Here is a 14,920-nt window from a genome sequence, read left to right as displayed (position 1 = left end):
ACGCACCTGTCACCGGCATGAACCTGACAACCATTTTCCTTCAGACCCTCGAAACCACCCTGCCCGTGTTCGTGATGGTATTCATTGGCATCGGCTTACGCCGGATTGGATGGATTGACGGTGCCTTCGTAAATACGGCTTCCGGGCTGGTGTTCAAGGGAACCCTGCCAACACTGGTGTTTCTCGGAATAATCCGGGCCGACCTTCAGACCACCCTCAACCCCGGCTTACTGCTGTTTTACGCCCTTGCCACCCTGGCCGGGTTCGGGTTTGCCTGGCTGTGGGCGCTCTGGCGCGTTCGGCCGGAAGACCGTGGCGTGTATGTTCAGGGTGCGTTTCGCGGGAACTGCGGTATTGTCGGCCTGGCTCTGGCCGCCAGCCTTTACGGCGATTACGGGCTCTCCGCCGGGGCCCTGCTGCTGGGACTGGTGATCGTGGCTTACAACGTTCTCTCGGTGATCGTACTCACCGCCTATCGTCCGGGACAGTCCGCGAGTTGGAAGAAGATCCTGCGGGATATCGCCAGAAATCCGCTCATCCTGTCCGTGGTAGTAGCCATCCCGTTTGCCTGGTTCGAGGTGCAGCTACCCAACTGGGTGCTGACCTCCGGCGATTACTTCGCTTCCCTTACCCTGCCCCTGGCCTTGCTATGTGTGGGTGCGACCATTTCACTCACTTCCATCCGGGCGGATACGGCTACCGCCGCAAGCAGCAGCATGATGAAGATGATCATTTTGCCAGTACTCTGCACCGGTGCCGCCTGGCTTTTGGGTTTCCGTGGCGAGCAGCTCGGGCTGATGTTTACCTTCTTTGCCAGTCCAACCGCTGCCGCAAGCTTTGTGATGGTGAAGGCACTTGGCGGCAACGAAAAGCTCGCCGCCAACATCATTGCCCTGACGACCCTGATGGCCAGTTTAACCGTAACCCTTGGGATATTTGCGCTTCGAAGTGCCGGCGTGATCTAGACGCCTAGCTCCTCAATCGCGGCAAACCCGCGTTCACATCCGGACAGATAGCCGGGTCCGAACAGATTGTAGTGATTGAGGTAATGGTACAGGTTGTAAATTGCCCGCTTCTGGTCGTAGACAGCCGTGCGTGGCAAACACCGATCGTAGGCACGGTAAAACGCCTCTCCGAAGGCCCCGAACATTTCCGTCATGGCCAGGTCCACCTCACGGTCCCCTTGATAGACCGCCGGATCAATCAGCCAGGCGCCGGCATCATCAAACAGGACATTACCGTTCCATAGATCACCATGCAGCAGACTGGGATACGGGCAATGGGCATCCAGCCAGTCCGCAAGCCCGGGACCGTATTCGGCAAGCCGATGGCTGAATCGTCGCTTAAGATTGGTATCCCGGATCTTATCCACCTGATACTTGAGACGACGACCAACGAAAAATTCCCCCCAGGTTTCATGCCAACCATTGGGCTGAGGTGACAAGCCAATGTAGTTATCACTCTCCCAGCCGAACCGGGACTGCTTAACACTATGCAGCGACGCTAATCCCTCGGCCAGAAGCACCAGTGTGCGTTCCTCTGCAGGACAAGGACTTATCTCCGACATCTCAAGCCCTCTCTCACTCACTGAAAAGACGTCAGGAATCCGAACCGTCGAAACGCCAGCCTGTGTGAGAGCCGAGCGAAGGCATTCCAGTCCTTCCGCCTCGCACAGCAAGGCATCCGCATAACCGGTGGTATTAATCTTCAGGTGTCGCTCCGCCATTACATCCTGCCTCCTTGAGTCACTAACCTGAGCGAACTACAGTCGTTTTATAGACTGACATCCACCGCCTGGAGGGACAAACTATGGCACGCAAGCGCTGGCACTTGATTATTTCGGGCAAAGTTCAGGGTGTCTATTACCGTGCCTCGACAGAGTCCACTGCAAACAAGATTGGAGTTTCCGGTTTCGCCCGGAATCTGCCAGATGGCCGGGTTGAAGTCGTTGCAGAAGGTACCGAGGAGCAACTTACAAAGCTGCGTGAGTGGTGCGAGCAAGGTCCGCCAGCGGCAAGAGTCGACGACATAGAAATTGACAAGCTGGCCGCAACCGGGGAGTTTTCTGGCTTTGGAATCCGGCATTAGTTGAACAGGCTTCGACAATGCATGAAACGCGCATCGAAGTCGCTTGCCCCGAACTCCATCCGTCCTCAAAAACGAACTCCTCTTTTTGTTCCCGGCCGCCCCTGGCCCTCTCCTGACGCTTATAACCCGAGTGGAAATGTTTATCCCTGCTACACTTAAAACGGTATAGGAAGGAAGCATTAGGTAAAGGGATTTATCATGACGGAGAAGCCAGCCTCAGCAGCGATGCACCTGGGTCCCGGATTTCGCATTCGTGAATATCCATCCCGTCCACGGCCAGATATCAGCCAGAAGTTGGGTGAGTTTGAAACGGCCGATATTTCCGACCAACTCAATCGCCTGTATACCCTGTCTCATGACATTCACAATCTGGTCAACGACCTTGGCTTTGCCGGGCCAGCCATAACGATCAAGGTGTTCCCGGGTGACAACCTGATGCTGCACAAGGCACTGGATCTCATTCAGCCCGGAGATGTGTTAGTGATCGACGCTGGCGGTTCCGACAGCAATGCAGTCATTGGCGATTTGATTGCCTCCAAGGCAAAACACAGAGGTGCGGCCGGCGTCGTTGTCGACGGCCTGGTTCGAGACATCAAGGGATTAAAAGAAGTCGGGCTGCCTGTGTTCGGCAAGGGCATCTCACCCATTGGCCCTCTCCAGAGAGGCCCCGGTGAAGTCAATTACGCGATCAGCTGTGGCGGCATTGTTGTCAATCCAGGGGATATTGTGGTCGCCGACATGGCCGGTGTTGTTATTGTCCGGCAAGAATTCGCAGGCGACCTGCTCGCCCATCTGGAGCACTCCAGGGAACAGCGTGCAGAATACGAGGCCAGTGTCCGACGTGGTGAATTTAACAATGAGTGGGTCGACCAGGTCCTCGACAGCAGCAACTGTCTAAGGGAGTAACAGTTGTGAGAAACGTGTCGGCGTTACCTGCGCTGCGAACCAACAAGCCACTACTGTTGCTCGGTGGCCGGGAAAACACCCTGTCGGTGACGAGAAGCCTCGGGAAAAAAGGGGTTCCTGTCTATGTGATGGCGCCGAAAAACTGCGCAGCGCACTATTCACGATACTGCAGAAAAAGCTGGGTTGTCCCCGAGGGAACGATTGAGGAAGATTTTTATCAGCAGCAATTGCTTGAGAGTCACATTCCCACGGAGCTGTCGAACGCCCTTGTTTTCACCTGCAGCGACCGAGCCATCACGTTTGTCGCTCACTTTCAGAATGAGTTAAAAAATCGGTTTGAACTGGAGATTACGCCGCCCGAGCTCCACAACTCTCTGCTGGATAAGCAAACAACACTGGCTATGGCCAAGGAAGCCGGCTGCGACATTCCCGCCTACTGGCACATCGAAACAATCTCGGATATTGAGCGGCACATTACTTCGATTACCTTTCCAGTGCTGATCAAACCCATACACTCCCATAAATTCGAATCAGAGTTTCGCGTAAAACTTCTTCTTGTGAATGGACCAAAAGAGCTGTTCAGGCAGGCTGAACGAGTTCTCTCTGCCGGCATCGCCTTCATGTTGTGCGAGCACATTCCGGGCCCCGATAGCTTGCTGAGCAGTTATTACACTTATATTGACGACGACTCGAAAGAGTACTTTGCCTTCACCAAGCGAATCATCAGACGTTCACCCAAAAACTTTGGCCGGGGCTCCCTGCATGCAACCCAGTGGTTACCTGAAACGGCTGAAGCCGGCCAGCGCTTTTTCCGGGGTATCAATTTCAAAGGGCTGGGTAATGTCGAGTTCAAGCGGGATCCCCGTGACGGCAAACTGAAAATCATCGAGTGCAACGCCCGGTTCACCGCCGCTCAGGAACACGTCCTTCAAAGCGGCGTCGACATTGCCGAGTTAATCTACCGACACCGGACGGGGCAGGAATGCCAGGAGATTGAGGGGTACCGTGAGCACTTGTATTACTGGTACTGGGATGATGATTTTGATGCGTACAGGGACCTGAGAAAATCCGGTGAGATAACGTTTTTTGAATGGTTTCGTAGCTGGCAACATCCCAAAGTGTTTCCCTACTGGTCCTGGATCGATCTTCCGCCCTTCCTGTTTATGTTCAAAAAGAACGTAATGCCCCGTTTTTCTAAAATTTTTACCAGCAGGCCCGCTCGTTAATGACAGTATCCACCCGCGCCCTACGTAGCTTTATTGTCGATGCCCTGGTGACCGCCGGTGCCGATTGGCAAGAAGCTGAAACGCAGGCTGATATCATGGTCTGGAGCGACGCCATGGGCCGGGATACGCAGGGAGTCTGGCGGTTGCCCATGATGGTGGAGCGACTGCAGAACGGGTTACATACTACGCCTGTGTCGCTCGAATTCGAGGAAGTGGGGCCGTCTTTGTGCAGGGTCGATGGTCAGGCAGGCCTTGGCTATGTGGTCGCCACACAAGCCATGGATAAAGCTATCGACCTGGCTGCTTCCCAGGGCATTGGGTGCGTGGCTGTGGCGAACAGCAGCCATCTTGGTGCTGCGGGTTATTATGTTTTTCAAGCCGCCGAGCGACAGATGGTGGGGCTGTGTTTCAGTAACTCCATTCCCAGGGTGGTGCCTCCCGGCGGAACCGGGAAAGTATGGGGCACCAATCCCCTTGCTATTGGCTGTCCACGACAGAATGGCCGGCATGTTTTGATTGATATGGCCACGGCAGCCACAGCCGGCTCAACTATGACCAAGGCAGAACAGGCAGCCCAACACAGTGGAGGAAAAGGAAATCGTGGAAGCACCCTGCAGCCTGATCCTTTTCCACCGGGTGGCACCAACCCCATGGCGGGCGGCAAAGGTTTTGCTCTTGGCTTTGCGGTGGAATTACTGAGCGCCCTGATCACAGGCGCCGGAATCACTCACGAACTGCGTTCGATGCATAACGACATGTCTGGCCCTGCCGGAAACGGCCATTTGATGATGGCTATCCATATCGAAAGATTGATGAGCCTCGATTGCTTTTATGCACGTCTTGAAGGAGTGATTGGTGAGATTCATCAGGCCGGTGGGCGAGTCCCCGGCGAGCTTCGATGGCAAACCTATGGGGCCCTGACGGAACAAGGTATTGAGTTGGAGCCGTGGCTTTTGGACCAGTTATCGACGATAGCCGAAGAGCATTCACTTCCCTTGCCGTGGTAATGGGTGGCCATAGTCAATGGTTGTGAGATGAAGCTGTTTTGTTCGGAAATGTGCCCCTGCCTCTCGTTTGGGCAATAAAAAAACCCCGTCATTTCTGACGGGGTTTTTGTATTGGCGGAGAGGGAGGGATTCGAACCCTCGATACGCTATTAACGTATACACACTTTCCAGGCGTGCGCCTTCAGCCACTCGGCCACCTCTCCAATAAACTGTTTCAAATCAGCGGTGTCACCGCTCATTTGAGGGCGCAAACTTTAATGTTTTTGCGACGGTTTGGCAACTCCCTTTCGCAAATTCCGTAAAAACTTTTTCAACTGGCCCGGATTCTGCTCACCGATTAAACAAATTGAGAAAACGGTGAACAAAACACTGAATACGACCATCGAAGTAATGCGGACAAATACACGCTCGTTTTCCGAACGTACATTGATGTCACCGGGGAGCTTTCCGAACCAACCCAGCAAAGAAGGTACAAAATGAAGGACGGCTCCTGCCAGGATCAGTAGTATGCCAGCAACAATAAACCAGCAGGCCAAGAGACACCTTCGACGCCTGCAGTGACCAATTTTCAGGAGCATACCCATGCTGATGAAAGCCGATCAATCCACGCTCGTGCTCATTGATCTTCAGGAAAAGCTGATGCCTGCCATCAGTCAGGGCGATGGCGTCATTGACCGCTCCCTCACGCTCGCGACCATTGCAGGCCTGCTTGACGTGCCAACAATCTGTACCGAACAGATGCCGGAAAAACTGGGCCCCAATGTGGAACCCATACGGGAACTTTGCCAGCAGGTCGTGAACAAGGACCACTTTGACGCCTGCCCGGATGGGCTGGTCGAATACCTGCCCGAGGGCCGCCAACACGTGGTTATCGGCGGCTGCGAAACCCACGTTTGCATGCTGCAAACGGCGCTCAGCCTGCTGGATGCCGGATTCAAGGTCTGGGTGGTTGCCGATGCCACCGGTTCCAGGAACGAATTTGATCGTGACGTTGCGCTTGATCGCCTGCATCAAAGCGGCGCGCGGATTGTAACGGTAGAGATGGCCGCCTTTGAATGGATGCGGAATTGCCGACACCCCCGTTTCAGGGACATCCAAAAACTGATCAAATAAGGGCAACGGAAACTACCGCAGTAGAATCAAAGGCTCATTATGCTCAACATGGATTTCTCCGAAAGGATCGTGATCGATACCAGCAAGCAGGATTGGGTTTCAAGTCCGGCGGGCGGTGTCGTGAGAAAGCCGCTGGCCCGGGAAGAAGCCGAGCGCGGACACGCAACCAGCATCGTTCGCTATGAACCAGGCGCCAGTTTTCAGAGACACGAGCACCCTCAAGGGGAAGAGATTCTGGTCCTGGAGGGTGTATTTTCCGATGAAAACGGTGACTATCCCGCCGGAACCTACATCAGGAATCCCCCCGGAAGCGGCCACGCCCCCTTCAGCAAGGAAGGCTGCACACTACTGGTGAAACTGCATCAGTTTGATCACCGAGACACCTCAGCCGTGCGGATCGACACAAACAAGGCTTCATGGTTACCAGGCATTGGCGGACTTCAGGTGATGCCCTTGCACGAGTTCGAACACGAACATGTGGCCTTGGTGAAATGGCCCGCCAACGAAGTGTTCCAACCCCACCGCCATTTCGGTGGCGAAGAAATTTTTGTGCTGAACGGTGAGTTCTGCGACGAACATGGCCGTTATCCGGCTGGCACCTGGATTCGCAGCCCCCACCTGAGCCAGCACCACCCATTCGTTGATCAGGAAACGGTTATCTGGGTAAAAACCGGCCACCTTCCGGTCTAGCACCGGCTCGAGTTACTGGGGCAGCGGGCTGTGATCAACGATGATCAGGTCGTCCAGATCAAAGCCTTCCTCCCTCGCCCGATTACGGAAACGCTCAAGCTCGTTTTCAGTGACTTCAGGTGTTCTGGACAGAAACCAGAGATAGTCCCGGTTGTAGCCAGACACATAGGCGAACTGATAAGCCTCCGTATCCAGCTCGAATATTACATAGGAGCTGTAAAAGGGGCCGAAAAACGACACTTCCAGGTGCCCGCGGTCATCATCCGCGAATCGGGCCCTGCCTTCCGCTTCTGACCACTCCCCGTCTTCCGAATCGTAACCCCGGTTAACGACTTTGATCGTGCCGTCGTCGTTAAGGCGATAGTCGGCTGTCACCCGGCTCAGGCCCTCTTCGAAGGAATGGTCGAGGCGAGCGATTTCATACCAGGTTCCCAGGTACCGTTCCTTTTCGAGGCCGGAAACAGGATCGATTCCCTCCGGCAACCCCGTACAGGCGGAGAGCAGAAGAACGGCGGGCAGGGTCAGTACTGGTATTGATTTCACGATATCTACCTTATCCGGGCTAATGGATGGCAGGCCGGTTCCATGGCCGACACGTTCTGGAGTTGTAGATCCCTGCTGCCGAAAACACAAAGAAAAACGGGCCAAAAGGCCCGTTTGTTCAGCAACCCTCTTCAGGACAACCCGACCGTTGAGCGCCACCCTTCACCTTTGCCCAGTGAGTGCGTCACGCTGTCGTCCGTCTTCACATCGCTCCAGGGGTGCTCGGCCCGGGGCACCTCAAACACGTGGTACGCCTCCGGCCCGAAAGGGTCGAGAGCAGTGTCGACATATTGATAACTGTCCGGGACCGGTTCGCCCGAGAATGCCACTCTGAACCGCCGATCTGTCAGACGGGCGCTGGCCTTCAGCGGCTGTTCTACCCAGATGTACACCGCCTTGTCCGAAACAATGTACTCACTGCGAACCACCCTGCTGCCTTCACAAAGCGAAAGGGTGACAGGTTCCTTGCCAGCTTCAAGACGGAATTTATGAATGGTTTTCATGACCGCTGCTCCTTGTTAAACGCCTTCACACGATTCCATCTTCACCTCGATCAAAGGTCGACTAAATAAGGTTTATCAATCCCACTTGATCGCTTTTTTCGATGCATACCTATTCGGAACCAAACCAGACGCTGTTTTCACAAATAGCACGAACGCCATCATGGGCCGGGTGCTTACTGCGTGTGAAGGCAAAGAGCGCTTCGTTCACATCATCAATAGAAGCGATTTCTTCCACCCGGTACTGGCGACAGACCTCACCCCGAATCGCCGTGGGTGCGGCAAATACCCCAAGGCCCTGGCTGCCGAATACTTTGACGAGCGCACTGTCGTCGACCCGTGCGACGATTTCTGGCTTTACACCATTGACGGAAAACCAATGCATGAGGTTTTTGAAATATGGAGCGTCAGCCGTCGTGGCCAGCATCGGTGCCCCATTCAGGGATTCTGGGAATCCATCCATCAATGGCTCAGCCAGACCAGGCGATGCGAACAGGCTGATCGCGGAACCAGCGAGAGAATGAACGGCAAAGCCACGCTGATCTTCCTCCTGGGGCACCCAATCTGTCAGCACCACGTCCAATTCCTTTCGCTTCAGGCGAAGAATAAGGTCCTCGGTGTTTCCCGTGAGGCAATTCAGGTGCACCGGTCTTTTCAGCTTCATCGCTGGCTGCAACAGGTTGTAGGCAATCAGTTTGTGGATGGAGGCCGAAACTCCGGCGGAAAGTGAAAGCGGTCGTTCGGCCGGCGCAAGCCGAACCACATCATTGAGTTCACTCGTTAAAGCAAAAATCTCATCGGCGTAACCCAAGACTGTGCGACCAAGATCGGTCAGGTGTAGGCGTCGTCTCTCACGCTCAAACAGCATCCCCCCGAGCGCTGTCTCAAAGGTCGCCAGTTGACCACTCAAGGTCTGCGGCGCCAGATCCAGCACTTCACTGGCTCTCGCAATGGTGCCTTCCCGACTAATCATCCAGAAGTAATACAGATGCCTGAGATTCAGTTGGTCCATTTCACTTCCTGTTCATGTTCAGGACGGGCGAGGAATCTTAATAACCTCACCAAAGGTCACGTATTCACTTCCACCCAGGCGGCCGAGCGGGTCTATCGAGGCCGCATCAAACACGGTGCGTTCCTTTTCATCGGTCTGCACAGCCTGATCTGCAACGAATACCTTCTTCACCAGGCCAAATACCAGGCTTTGCGGCCCAGCCCCGATTTCCTTGATCTCATAAAGCTCACACGCCATAGCAACCGGGCAATCCCGAAGTCTCGGCAGGCGAAAGCCTTCGAAGTCTGTCAATTCCAACTCCAGATTGCTCAGCTCCGACTCTCCATGCGGCAGGGTGCGGGACGATTCTGTGACCGCCTGAGCAAGACCGCGGTGGGCAATATGCAGCACAAACTCTTTGCGGGATTCGATATTGACGCGGGTATCTTTAAACGACTGATCGGTCGGCTTGCGACCCACCGAAATCATCACCAGCGGTGGATTGCTGGTAATCGGCGTGAAAAAGGAAAACGGCGCCAGGTTGAAATCGCCGTCCGGGTTCTCGCTCAACACCCATGCGATGGGCCGGGGAATCGCGGTCTGGGTTAACGCGTGATAGATGTCCGCTGGCTTCATTCCTTCAAAATCAATGTACATCGATTTCTCCTCAATCGTGCGAACGTACCGCTGAACGGGTGCTGATCCACCAGGTTGCCAACAGGGCCCCATGCAGAACCAACAGCGGGATGGCCGTAACCACGAGGCCGCCCCATCCCGCCCAGCTCAGGACCGCCCCGGCGGACAAGGCCGCCGAGGCCTGGGCACTGAAAACGACCATATCATTGAGCCCCTGTACCCGGAACCGCTCTTCGTCACGGTAACCCTCTGGTAGAAGCGAAGTTCCCCCCACAAACAGAAAGTTCCAGCCAACGCCCAACATCAGCAAAGCCCCGAGATAGTGATGAAAGCTCACTCCGCCGAGGGCCAATCCGATGCACGCCAGGTACAGTAAAAGGCCGGTCACCATCAGAACGGGTATTCCAATGGTGCGGATAAGCCAACCGCTGATCAGTGACGGCAGATACATAGCCATGATATGAAGCTGGATGACCTGCTTGGCATCATTCAGGTCATGATCAGCGAGCTCGGTCATGCTCAAGGGCGTTGCCGTCATGATAAAACTCATCACAGCGTAGCCAACCGCGGCCGAACTTATCGCAACCAGGATCACTGGATTTCGAAGAATTTCAGACAGCGGGCGCCCGCCTCCCGACTGTTGGGACCTTACGCGCTCGCTCGCCGAACGGTAACCCAGCGCCAGAACCAACGCGGCAACCAGTTGAACTGCCGCCAGACCGACCCAGCTAAACAGGAAGGGATAAGCCTCGCCCTGACCACTGCCCAACGCGGCAATCTCGGGCCCTAACCAGGCGGCAACCAATCCGCCGAGCAGCACCCTTGCGGCTGCCGTTCCTGCCAACTCCGACGGCACCGATTCCATCGCAGCAAAGCGATACTGGTGTACCACCGCCAGGGCGGAGCCGCCACCAATTGCGGCAATACACAGCAATGGAAAGCTCGAGAGCCACGAAGCCAACGCTCCGATACCGGCGAACGATGAGCCACAAAGGGTCCCCAGCAGCATGACCTGTTTGCGCCCCAATCGCTCCGCCAGCGCCGCCGAAGGCTTAACAGCAAGCACAGTTCCAACCACCACCAGCCCTACCGGCAGCGTAGCAAGTTCAGGATGTGTCGTGAGCAAACGTCCCTGGATACTGCCGATGAAGACGATGAACGGCGCCATGCACATGGCCAGCGCCTGACTGACGATGAGCACCCAGACATTCAGAGGCATAAGCCTACTTTTTCCGGTAGATGATGCCCGGCTGGCACCGGACCATTTCGTACAGGTCTGACAGGCCATTGAGCGATTCAGAGGCCCCAAGAATCAGGTAGCCTCCGGGGTTAAGTGTGGCGTGAATGCGCGTGAGAATGTCCTTTTTGAGTTCCCCGGAAAAATAGATCAGGACATTACGGCACATCACAACATCAAACTTGCCGAGTACGAAACGATCCAGCAGGTTGAGTAATTTAAACTCAACCATTTTCTTGAGCTGAGCGTTGATTTGCCAGCCGCCATTGGGTGAAGGCTGAAAAAACAGCTTTTGGCGCTCCGGGGAGAGCCCTCCCCGCCCCGTGGCAAGCATCTCGTACTCGCCCTTGCGCGCCACTTCCAGAACGCTTTGGGATATATCTGTCGCGGTGATTCTGGCATCCCGAAGAGTTCCCTGTCGCTGGCGGCGAAATTCCTCAAGCGCCATAGCCACGGAGTAAGGCTCCTGCCCGGTCGAACAAGCTGCAGACCAGAATCTGAGCGGTTGATTGCCCTTGCGATCAGCAAACTCAGGTAAAAGCTTGTCCTGAAGAATGCGAAAAGGATGATTATCCCGGAACCACAGGGTTTCATTGGTGGTCATTGCGTCGATGACCACCTCACGCAGCCCCCCTCGCCCGGGACGCTGCAACTCTTCCAGCAGTGCGCCAAGGGATTCAAACCTGTGCTCTTCAAGGATCCTGCACAGCCGGCTCTTAGCCAGGTATTGTTTGTTTTCACCCAGTAAGATACCGCAGGCATCCTGAAGGAATTTTTTGAACGCCAGGTATTCCTGAGGAGTAAGGTCTGCTTTCATTTACATTCTGTATTGGATCGGTAAGCCGAAACGGCTGTCAGCGCTGATCGACAATGTCCATGACCCGTTCAGCCGATCCGTCGACAACCAGGGCCGGCAGGTGGGTGTTAACCTCACCTGATCGTCTGCTCAAAACCTCTTGTTAGGCATCTTCTCGCAGTGCTCACACTTCTGCAAGAATCTTATCTACATCAGGTACTTCCACCAAATCACCATCGAGTTTGATAACAGCGTATAACGACAGACCCTTTCTTTCACACAGGAAATCATTCACGCCATCAAGCTGGTGACCGACGCGAAGAGCAAGGTGCATCAGGGGCTGCTGGATACTTTCCTACGAATATAGGCGAGCCAGAGAATTCCACTCAGCATCTGCTAACATCGTGATTCCGAAATCCGTTTTCTGGATAATGCCGTCGTTCGTATACTCAAAAACGTTGCCACCCATAGAGAGCCGTCAAGATGCTGAATTCCGTAAGACCTGTCCAGAAACTCATTGCTGCCCTGATCGTTCTGTTTGTTGCTTTTATTCCGACCACTGCAGTACAGGCGCAGAGTGACAATTCATCCGGCGATGAGGTTCTGCCAAAAGTCAGAATGGTCACAAGCCTTGGCGCTGTTGTGCTGCAGCTTCGGCCGGATGTAGCGCCTGAAACCGTCGAGAATTTTCTGACTTATGTAACTGACGGGTTTTACGACAGTACTATTTTCCATCGGGTTATACCGGGATTCATGATTCAGGGTGGTGGCTTCACGACCGCACTGTCCCGCAAACAAACCGGCGCCCCCATCGTCAATGAGGCGAGCCCCACCCTGAAAAATCTCCGCGGAACGATCTCGATGGCCAGGACCAGTGCTCCGGACAGTGCGACGTCCCAGTTTTTCATTAATCAAGTGGATAACAGTTTTCTAGATGCTGGTGTACGAGGTCCCGGTTACGCGGTCTTCGGGAAAGTGGTTGAGGGCATGGAAGTTGTTGACGCTATCGCAGATGTGGAAACCGGCTATTCCCGTGGTATGGCCGACGTTCCAGTCGAGCCGGTTGTGATCGAGAACGTGACGGTATTGGAGTCAGAACAGTAAAGCCATGCAAGACGAACTTCTTCCCCCGGCAATAGAACCCGCCGAGATTGTATGGCGAGAAGGAGTGCCGGAATCCAGTCGTTTTGGTGATGTGTATTTCAGTCGCGAAAACGGCCTGGAGGAAACTCGCTACGTATTCTTGAAGCACAACGGGCTTCCGGAACGTTTCTGCAAAGTCGGGAACGGTGACAGTTTCGTGATCGCAGAATCAGGCTTTGGTACCGGCCTGAATTTTCTCGCCGCATGGCAAGCGTGGCGGGATTCAGGCCCGGCTCCCTTCGCCACCCTGCACTTCGTATCCGTAGAACGCTACCCGCTCACCGTAGCGGACCTCAAGAAGTCGCTGGCGCTCTGGCCGGAACTCAAGGAACTCGCAGAACAGTTGCTGGACAGCTACCCCCCGCTTGTCCGTGGGGTTCATCGGCTCGTCCTCGATGAGGGTCGTGTACGTCTCACCCTCTATTTCGGTGACATCCTCGACGCCTGGAACGACCTGACTTTCAACGCTGACGCCTGGTTTCTTGATGGATTCGCACCCTCACTCAACCCTGAGATGTGGCTGGAAGAAGCGATCGACCTGATTCGCATACATAGCAAGCCGGGTACCACGTTGGCGACGTTCACAGCGGTGGGTCGTATTCGCCGGGCGCTGACTGATGCCGGCTTTGCCATGAGCAAAGAGCCAGGCTTCGGTCGCAAACGGGATATGTTGGCCGGCTGTTTAGCCTCTGACTCCAACCCCGTTAATGACACAGCCCATGGCCCCATTGCGGTCATAGGTGCCGGCATTGCTGGGTGTCTTCTTGCAAGAACCCTGGCAGACCGAGGGGCCGAGGTTATTCTGGTTGACGAGGCCGAGGGACCGGGAGCCGGCGCCTCAGGCAATCTGCAGGGTGCGACCTACGTCAAACTGGGTGTAGAGTTCAACGATCAAGCGGCGCTGGCTCTCAGCGCATTACTCTTTGCTCAGCGTTATTACCGGCCATTCTTCAAGAATTTCTGGTTCCCGACGGGCCTGCTCCAGCTGGCATCCTCGCCGGAAGAGCTACAACGCCAGCAACGTTTCCTGGCCAGAAATGGTTACCCGCCCGAAATCTTGCGCCCCGTAGACAAGGAAGAAGCAGCTGAACTGTGTGGTGTTAAAACTCAGTCGGGAGGGCTATGGTTCCCCGGAAGTGGCTGGCTTCGGCCCGGAGCTCTCTGCACAACCCTTGCAGAGCATCCGCGTATCAAGAGAGTGTTTAATTTCTCCGTCGAAACCCTGGCCGCTCAAGATCGCCACTGGATCATTTCCGCTAAAAACGGAAACCAGATCAAATGCACTGTACCGGTCCTGTGCGCTGGGCATCAGACAGCCTCGCTCATTCCCTCATGTCACACGTACAGATTCAAAAGCATTCGGGGTCAGGTTTCCCACATCAGGAAGGACTTAATCAGCCTACCTAAAGCGGTTATTTGCGGACAAAAATACCTGAATCCAGGGCATTCGGGCCTGGCCGTAACTGGGGCAACGTTCGATATTCACGACGAAAACCCCAATCCGACCGTCGAATCACATGAACAGAATCTGTCGGCGCTCAAAGACATGACGCCTGCGCTTTTTGAGGACCACGAAGGCCCCCTGGCAAAAGAACTTGAGGGGCGAGTGGCGTTTCGCTGTACCACGCATGATTATCAACCCGTTGCTGATAAGGTCGACGACACCGCTGAGGATAAACCCGCACCTGGTTTATTCATGCTAACAGGGCTGGGAAGCAAAGGGCTGACCTATGCTCCGTTGTTAGCCGAATATCTGGCAGACCGATTACTTGGGCACCCAGAATGCTTACCGGGAAGACTTGCCTATCGTTTGCGTAGCCGGAGGTTGATCGCGCAAAAGTGAAGATTTTACGATCTTTGCTGAAAAATAGTCAGCATTTTCCGCTTACATTACCGTCACGCGCGAAACCGACGCTAGGCTCCTCGCACGGCTAATGCTTTCTTAACATAGTGAAGCAGCACTGGAAATTACCGGACCGGCCGAGCCTTCGGGCATTGTGACCAATAAGAACTGTCTACGCGTTTTTGCATTTCTACCCTGAGC

Annotated in this window: 18 protein-coding genes and 1 tRNA gene; 9 read left to right on the top strand and 10 right to left on the bottom strand. The window is 54.8% G+C overall.

Translation table 11 applies throughout. The features are described 5' to 3' along the window. Positions 1 to 17: 17 nt before the first annotated feature. Positions 18 to 965, top strand: coding sequence for an AEC family transporter (locus QVZ43_RS10075; RefSeq protein WP_302909832.1), 948 nt, complete (start codon positions 18 to 20; stop codon positions 963 to 965). On the opposite strand, the gene QVZ43_RS10070 is transcribed toward QVZ43_RS10075, so the two are convergent. Then, the gene (locus QVZ43_RS10070; protein WP_302909831.1) at positions 962 to 1,726 is read right to left on the bottom strand and encodes a fructosamine kinase family protein; all 765 of its coding nucleotides are present in this window, start codon (positions 1,724 to 1,726) and stop codon (positions 962 to 964) included. The two genes, QVZ43_RS10075 and QVZ43_RS10070, sit on opposite strands and share 4 nt — an antisense overlap. Before the next feature lie 83 nt (positions 1,727 to 1,809). On the opposite strand from QVZ43_RS10070, the gene QVZ43_RS10065 reads away from it, so the two are divergent. The 4 genes from QVZ43_RS10065 to QVZ43_RS10050 all read left to right on the top strand — a co-directional run bounded on the left by QVZ43_RS10065 (position 1,810) and on the right by QVZ43_RS10050 (position 5,227). Then, complete coding sequence (locus QVZ43_RS10065; RefSeq protein ID WP_302909830.1) at positions 1,810 to 2,088, top strand: acylphosphatase; 279 nt, start codon at positions 1,810 to 1,812, stop codon at positions 2,086 to 2,088. Positions 2,089 to 2,286: 198 nt separating this feature from the next. After that, positions 2,287 to 2,994 carry an RraA family protein gene (locus QVZ43_RS10060; RefSeq protein ID WP_302909829.1) on the top strand — a complete coding sequence of 236 codons (708 nt, stop codon included), beginning with the start codon at positions 2,287 to 2,289 and terminating at the stop codon, positions 2,992 to 2,994. A gap of 5 nt (positions 2,995 to 2,999) precedes the next feature. Further along, on the top strand, positions 3,000 to 4,220 hold the full coding sequence (locus tag QVZ43_RS10055) for a carboxylate--amine ligase (RefSeq protein ID WP_302909828.1): 1,221 nt from the start codon (positions 3,000 to 3,002) through the stop codon (positions 4,218 to 4,220). After that, positions 4,220 to 5,227, top strand: a complete 1,008-nt coding sequence (locus QVZ43_RS10050) for an Ldh family oxidoreductase (protein WP_302909827.1) — start codon at positions 4,220 to 4,222, stop codon at positions 5,225 to 5,227. The genes QVZ43_RS10055 and QVZ43_RS10050 overlap by 1 nt, the downstream gene beginning before the upstream one ends. Positions 5,228 to 5,339: 112 nt before the next feature. Here QVZ43_RS10050 and QVZ43_RS10045 read toward each other — a convergent pair. Both QVZ43_RS10045 and QVZ43_RS10040 read right to left on the bottom strand, forming a co-directional pair. Next, positions 5,340 to 5,430, bottom strand: a tRNA-Ser gene (locus QVZ43_RS10045). A gap of 51 nt (positions 5,431 to 5,481) precedes the next feature. Beyond that, the gene (locus QVZ43_RS10040) at positions 5,482 to 5,805 is read right to left on the bottom strand and encodes a DUF2905 domain-containing protein (protein WP_302910645.1); all 324 of its coding nucleotides are present in this window, start codon (positions 5,803 to 5,805) and stop codon (positions 5,482 to 5,484) included. 4 nt (positions 5,806 to 5,809) lie between these two features. Between QVZ43_RS10040 and QVZ43_RS10035 the strand changes: the two genes are divergently transcribed. Both QVZ43_RS10035 and QVZ43_RS10030 read left to right on the top strand, forming a co-directional pair. Next, positions 5,810 to 6,340 carry an isochorismatase family protein gene (locus tag QVZ43_RS10035; protein ID WP_302909826.1) on the top strand — a complete coding sequence of 177 codons (531 nt, stop codon included), beginning with the start codon at positions 5,810 to 5,812 and terminating at the stop codon, positions 6,338 to 6,340. Positions 6,341 to 6,379: 39 nt separating this feature from the next. Beyond that, on the top strand, positions 6,380 to 7,030 hold the full coding sequence (locus tag QVZ43_RS10030) for a cupin domain-containing protein (RefSeq protein ID WP_302909825.1): 651 nt from the start codon (positions 6,380 to 6,382) through the stop codon (positions 7,028 to 7,030). Positions 7,031 to 7,042: 12 nt separating this feature from the next. On the opposite strand, the gene QVZ43_RS10025 is transcribed toward QVZ43_RS10030, so the two are convergent. The 7 genes from QVZ43_RS10025 to QVZ43_RS09995 all read right to left on the bottom strand — a co-directional run bounded on the left by QVZ43_RS10025 (position 7,043) and on the right by QVZ43_RS09995 (position 12,067). Further along, positions 7,043 to 7,573 (bottom strand): lipocalin family protein, encoded by a 531-nt coding sequence (locus QVZ43_RS10025; RefSeq protein WP_302909824.1) that lies wholly within the window; start codon positions 7,571 to 7,573, stop codon positions 7,043 to 7,045. A 131-nt stretch (positions 7,574 to 7,704) separates the two neighbouring features. After that, positions 7,705 to 8,076: a DUF7352 domain-containing protein gene (locus tag QVZ43_RS10020; protein WP_223795590.1), complete on the bottom strand. Its 372-nt coding sequence runs from the start codon at positions 8,074 to 8,076 to the stop codon at positions 7,705 to 7,707. A 109-nt stretch (positions 8,077 to 8,185) separates the two neighbouring features. Then, positions 8,186 to 9,085: a LysR family transcriptional regulator gene (locus QVZ43_RS10015; RefSeq protein ID WP_302909823.1), complete on the bottom strand. Its 900-nt coding sequence runs from the start codon at positions 9,083 to 9,085 to the stop codon at positions 8,186 to 8,188. A gap of 18 nt (positions 9,086 to 9,103) precedes the next feature. Then, entirely contained in the window at positions 9,104 to 9,721 is a 618-nt protein-coding gene (locus QVZ43_RS10010) for a flavin reductase family protein (RefSeq protein ID WP_302909822.1), read from the bottom strand. Between the two features lie 10 nt (positions 9,722 to 9,731). Then, positions 9,732 to 10,919: an MFS transporter gene (locus tag QVZ43_RS10005; protein ID WP_302909821.1), complete on the bottom strand. Its 1,188-nt coding sequence runs from the start codon at positions 10,917 to 10,919 to the stop codon at positions 9,732 to 9,734. Between the two features lie 4 nt (positions 10,920 to 10,923). Continuing rightward, entirely contained in the window at positions 10,924 to 11,754 is an 831-nt protein-coding gene (locus tag QVZ43_RS10000) for a CheR family methyltransferase (protein WP_302909820.1), read from the bottom strand. A gap of 163 nt (positions 11,755 to 11,917) precedes the next feature. Beyond that, the gene (locus tag QVZ43_RS09995; RefSeq protein ID WP_302909819.1) at positions 11,918 to 12,067 is read right to left on the bottom strand and encodes a hypothetical protein; all 150 of its coding nucleotides are present in this window, start codon (positions 12,065 to 12,067) and stop codon (positions 11,918 to 11,920) included. 194 nt (positions 12,068 to 12,261) lie between these two features. Between QVZ43_RS09995 and QVZ43_RS09990 the strand changes: the two genes are divergently transcribed. Both QVZ43_RS09990 and mnmC read left to right on the top strand, forming a co-directional pair. Continuing rightward, a complete protein-coding gene (locus QVZ43_RS09990; protein WP_478219529.1) occupies positions 12,262 to 12,837 on the top strand; it encodes a peptidylprolyl isomerase in 576 nt (191 codons plus the stop codon). A gap of 4 nt (positions 12,838 to 12,841) precedes the next feature. Beyond that, on the top strand, positions 12,842 to 14,719 hold the full coding sequence (mnmC, locus tag QVZ43_RS09985) for a bifunctional tRNA (5-methylaminomethyl-2-thiouridine)(34)-methyltransferase MnmC2/FAD-dependent 5-carboxymethylaminomethyl-2-thiouridine(34) oxidoreductase MnmC1 (RefSeq protein WP_302909817.1): 1,878 nt from the start codon (positions 12,842 to 12,844) through the stop codon (positions 14,717 to 14,719). Positions 14,720 to 14,920 lie beyond the last annotated feature (201 nt).

The organism is Marinobacter suaedae (genome assembly GCF_030519635.1).
Classification (GTDB): Bacteria; Pseudomonadota; Gammaproteobacteria; order Pseudomonadales; family Oleiphilaceae; genus Marinobacter; species Marinobacter suaedae.
The sequence above is the reverse complement of the archived record's forward strand: the minus strand, read 5'-3'. Positions and strand labels throughout refer to the sequence as shown.

What these genes read in the sequence shown, in the direction of transcription:
- QVZ43_RS10075 (WP_302909832.1), top strand. Translation starts at nt 18, where the DNA reads ATGAACCTGACAACCATTTTCCTTCAGACCCTCGAAACCACCCTGCCC.
- QVZ43_RS10070 (WP_302909831.1), bottom strand. Translation starts at nt 1,726, where the DNA reads ATGGCGGAGCGACACCTGAAGATTAATACCACCGGTTATGCGGATGCC.
- QVZ43_RS10065 (WP_302909830.1), top strand. Translation starts at nt 1,810, where the DNA reads ATGGCACGCAAGCGCTGGCACTTGATTATTTCGGGCAAAGTTCAGGGT.
- QVZ43_RS10060 (WP_302909829.1), top strand. Translation starts at nt 2,287, where the DNA reads ATGACGGAGAAGCCAGCCTCAGCAGCGATGCACCTGGGTCCCGGATTT.
- QVZ43_RS10050 (WP_302909827.1), top strand. Translation starts at nt 4,220, where the DNA reads ATGACAGTATCCACCCGCGCCCTACGTAGCTTTATTGTCGATGCCCTG.
- QVZ43_RS10040 (WP_302910645.1), bottom strand. Translation starts at nt 5,805, where the DNA reads ATGCTCCTGAAAATTGGTCACTGCAGGCGTCGAAGGTGTCTCTTGGCC.
- QVZ43_RS10035 (WP_302909826.1), top strand. Translation starts at nt 5,810, where the DNA reads ATGCTGATGAAAGCCGATCAATCCACGCTCGTGCTCATTGATCTTCAG.
- QVZ43_RS10030 (WP_302909825.1), top strand. Translation starts at nt 6,380, where the DNA reads ATGCTCAACATGGATTTCTCCGAAAGGATCGTGATCGATACCAGCAAG.
- QVZ43_RS10020 (WP_223795590.1), bottom strand. Translation starts at nt 8,076, where the DNA reads ATGAAAACCATTCATAAATTCCGTCTTGAAGCTGGCAAGGAACCTGTC.
- QVZ43_RS10015 (WP_302909823.1), bottom strand. Translation starts at nt 9,085, where the DNA reads ATGGACCAACTGAATCTCAGGCATCTGTATTACTTCTGGATGATTAGT.
- QVZ43_RS10010 (WP_302909822.1), bottom strand. Translation starts at nt 9,721, where the DNA reads ATGTACATTGATTTTGAAGGAATGAAGCCAGCGGACATCTATCACGCG.
- QVZ43_RS10005 (WP_302909821.1), bottom strand. Translation starts at nt 10,919, where the DNA reads ATGCCTCTGAATGTCTGGGTGCTCATCGTCAGTCAGGCGCTGGCCATG.
- QVZ43_RS10000 (WP_302909820.1), bottom strand. Translation starts at nt 11,754, where the DNA reads ATGAAAGCAGACCTTACTCCTCAGGAATACCTGGCGTTCAAAAAATTC.
- QVZ43_RS09995 (WP_302909819.1), bottom strand. Translation starts at nt 12,067, where the DNA reads ATGCACCTTGCTCTTCGCGTCGGTCACCAGCTTGATGGCGTGAATGAT.
- mnmC (WP_302909817.1), top strand. Translation starts at nt 12,842, where the DNA reads ATGCAAGACGAACTTCTTCCCCCGGCAATAGAACCCGCCGAGATTGTA.